The sequence below is a fragment of the Robiginitalea sp. genome, assembly GCF_049588695.1.
Taxonomy (GTDB): domain Bacteria; phylum Bacteroidota; class Bacteroidia; order Flavobacteriales; family Flavobacteriaceae; genus Robiginitalea.
This window is the reverse complement of sequence record NZ_JBAVZJ010000115.1, coordinates 1-3,166: the sequence shown is the minus strand read 5'-3', so window position 1 is coordinate 3,166 and position 3,166 is coordinate 1. Positions and strand designations below refer to the sequence as shown.

3 protein-coding genes and 1 pseudogene are annotated in these 3,166 nt (G+C 46.9%); 3 read left to right on the top strand and 1 reads right to left on the bottom strand.

The annotated features are described in order from the left end of the window. The 3 genes from WBV75_RS02575 to WBV75_RS02565 form a co-directional block, all read left to right on the top strand. Window positions 1-1,237, top strand: a 1,237-nt coding sequence (locus tag WBV75_RS02575; RefSeq protein ID WP_424119095.1) for an ABC transporter permease, incomplete at its 5' end; no start/stop codon positions are given. A 42-nt stretch (window positions 1,238-1,279) separates the two neighbouring features. Next, window positions 1,280-2,293: a PLP-dependent cysteine synthase family protein gene (locus WBV75_RS02570; protein ID WP_424119094.1), complete on the top strand. Its 1,014-nt coding sequence runs from the start codon at window positions 1,280-1,282 to the stop codon at window positions 2,291-2,293. 191 nt (window positions 2,294-2,484) lie between these two features. Further along, window positions 2,485-2,667 carry a hypothetical protein gene (locus tag WBV75_RS02565; RefSeq protein ID WP_424119093.1) on the top strand — a complete coding sequence of 61 codons (183 nt, stop codon included), beginning with the start codon at window positions 2,485-2,487 and terminating at the stop codon, window positions 2,665-2,667. Window positions 2,668-2,769: 102 nt separating this feature from the next. Here WBV75_RS02565 and WBV75_RS02560 read toward each other — a convergent pair. Further along, a pseudogene (locus WBV75_RS02560) lies at window positions 2,770-3,166 on the bottom strand (hypothetical protein); the annotation flags it as partial.

Sequence of the window (3,166 nt, the reverse complement as noted above, 5' to 3'; positions counted from 1 at the left end):
TTTAGAGTGGTACATCGCCAGGCGACTTATCGGGAGCAAGGAGCATAAAAGTAGTATTTCCGCCCCGATTATTAAAATAGCCATAGCCGCTATTGCCCTTGGGGTGCTTATGATGCTCATCGCTCTGGCCACGGGTGTCGGGCTCCGGCACAAGATCCGCGAAAAGGTCTCTGCATTTAACGGGCACATTCAGATATACAACTACGATAATAATAATTCCGAAGTATCCATAATCCCCGTGAGTACCCGCCAGGAATTTTACCCGGAGTTCAACACCGTTGAGGGTATTAGCCATATTCAGGGTGTGGCGACGAAGGCCGGGATTATTCGTACGGAAGATACTTTCGAGGGTTTTATAGCTAAGGGAGTTGGTATGGATTACAACTGGGCTGCCTTTGAGGAATTCCTGGTTGAGGGTCGCCTTCCAAATTACGGGGAAGGGCTAAATTCTGAGGTTTTGATTTCACGACAGATGGCAGCCCGACTCAACCTGGGTCTCGATAGCCAGTTCAACTGTTTCTTCCTGAAAGAAGAAAACCCCGAAAAAATCCCCAATCAAAGACGATTTCAGGTAGTTGGAATTTACGACAGCGGTTTTGAAGAATTCGACGCCACCTACATTTTTACGGATATAAGGCATATCCGGCGGATGAACAACTGGAATTCCGACCAGGTGGGGAATTTTGAGGTCTTCCTGGAAGATTTTGATCAAATTGAAGAAAAAGGGGCTGAAATTTATAACAATACGGTTTCAGATCTGGACACCCAGACCATAAAGCGCAAGTATTACCAGATTTTTGAATGGATCGGATTATTCGATTTTAATATTGCCCTGATCATAGGAATCATGATTTTGGTGGGCGGGATCAATATGATTACCGCTTTGTTGGTACTCATCCTGGAACGAACACCAATGATTGGAATTCTGAAGTCTCTGGGTACGACCAACTGGAGCATTCGCAAGGTCTTTCTCTACAATGCCGCCTACCTCATCGGGTTAGGGCTTTTAATCGGGAATGTTCTCGGACTGGGACTCCTCGCTATTCAGTGGAAGTTTCGGGTTTTTAAGTTTCCAAACCCGGAGGAATATTATATGGAATACATTCCCGTATACCTGGAACTACCAACAGTCCTGATTCTCAACGCCGGGGTACTTGCCCTGTGCCTGCTTATGCTGCTGATTCCTTCCTGGATTATCACCCGTATCAGTCCTGCTCGCGCCATCCGTTTTGCCTGATCTTTGCGTTTAATCTCAATGGGCTTTGTATCTTTGCCGTCCATGAAATACGCTGAAAATATACTGGATACCATCGGGGATACCCCCCTGGTAAAAATCAACCGTATTACGTCAGAATTGCCCTGTATGGTGCTCGCTAAATACGAAACGTTTAACCCCGGGAATTCCGTAAAAGATCGAATGGCAGTCCGTATGGTGGCCGATGCTGAGGCCCGGGGGGTGTTAAAACCAGGCGGCACCATCGTGGAGGGTACTTCCGGCAATACAGGGATGGGGTTGGCCCTGGCGGCTATTGTTAAGGGGTATCGTATGATTTGTGTCATCAGCGATAAACAGTCCAGGGAAAAAATTGACATCTTAAAGGCGGTAGGCTGTGAGGTGCATGTATGCCCTACAGATGTCGCCCCGGAAGATCCGCGAAGTTATTACTCCACGGCACGTCGGCTCGCTGAGGAGATTCCGGGCGCGTGGTACGTGAATCAGTACGACAACCCGGCCAATACCCTGGCGCATTACGAGAGTACCGGACCTGAAATTTGGGAGCAAACAGGGGGTAAAGTCACCCATTTTGTGGTGGGTGTGGGAACCGGGGGAACCATTTCCGGGGTAGGGTCCTACCTTAAATCCATGAATCCCGAGGTTAAGGTGTGGGGAGTGGACACCTATGGTTCGGTCTTTAAGAAGTATCACGAAACCGGTATTTTCGATGAGAATGAGATCTATCCATATATCACGGAAGGGATTGGGGAAGATATCCTTCCGGCCAATGTGAACTTTGACATTATCGATGGGTTTACCAAGGTGACGGACAAAGATGCTGCTGTTTATACCCGAAGGTTGGCACTCGAGGAGGGGATGTTTTTAGGAAACTCAGCCGGGGCCGCGATTTGTGGTGTCCTCCAGCTGAAGGACCACTTTAGCCCTGAGGATGTCGTTGTGGTGCTTTTTCACGATCACGGGAGCCGGTATGTGGGTAAAATATACAACGATGACTGGATGCGGGAACAGGGATTTCTGGAACCCGATCCGGCTTCTGAAGCCCATAAAAAGAGCTAGTCTGGAAGATCTGTAACAAAGATCTTCGCGCTTCGTCTTTACTAAAAGGAAAAACCTGAAAAAGGCTTAGTTGAGATTCGTTCCGCTAAAAGATCGAAAAGTGGTATTTTTACTTCAGACATCTTAAAAATGTTAAATATTTCTTAATATTTTTTTGACTTTTTTGTATCTTTAACCTAACTCGAACGGTAATGTTCAAGGAATTTGTGGAACGTGTGGGCTGGATGAATGTCGTCCTGCTCGTAGTGGTGTTATCAATAATTGTAGTTTCTGAATTGCGTTTTCTCCAGGGAGAGAAACTTGAAGCCATATTTATAGGTCTTTGGGCCCCTACCATCCTCGGCTTTATGAACTATCTGAAATATAAGAAGTAGCGTGGATTTCGTATTGATTTACTCCATTTTTGTAGGGGCAATCTTCCTGATGTGGCTCTTTTTCATCATCCGGATGTACTATAAGCTCCGGAACAAATAGCCTTATAGTAACCTTCCGGTTTCGATATACCGGTGAATATTCATACGCTTTATTTCCCTCGCCCTTTCCGGATGTTTCAGCAGATAGGAGTTGATGATTTGATCGGTCTCCGGGTAGGCTTTTTGAGGGGTCAAAAAGGGTTCCAGATCCTCAAAGCTACTTACCTCGCTCATTTTCGGCACAAAGCCGTATCCTCTGTACATACCACCGGCGATCCAAACCAGTGCTTCCTCCTCACCATGACGTCCTTTTTCACGAATCAGGATATTTTCCGGGTGTTGTTCAAATGTCCGTAGCGCACCCTCAATTCGTTGGTTGTATGCCTCCGGCGTTTCACTTCCCCTGCAGACCCCTGCGCATTGCGGGACTCGGAAATGGTTACACTGAGATACCCCGTCC

Excerpts from the sequence above, each read along its gene's own strand:
- WBV75_RS02570 (WP_424119094.1), top strand. The coding sequence starts at position 1,280 with ATGAAATACGCTGAAAATATACTGGATACCATCGGGGATACCCCCCTG.
- WBV75_RS02565 (WP_424119093.1), top strand. The coding sequence starts at position 2,485 with ATGTTCAAGGAATTTGTGGAACGTGTGGGCTGGATGAATGTCGTCCTG.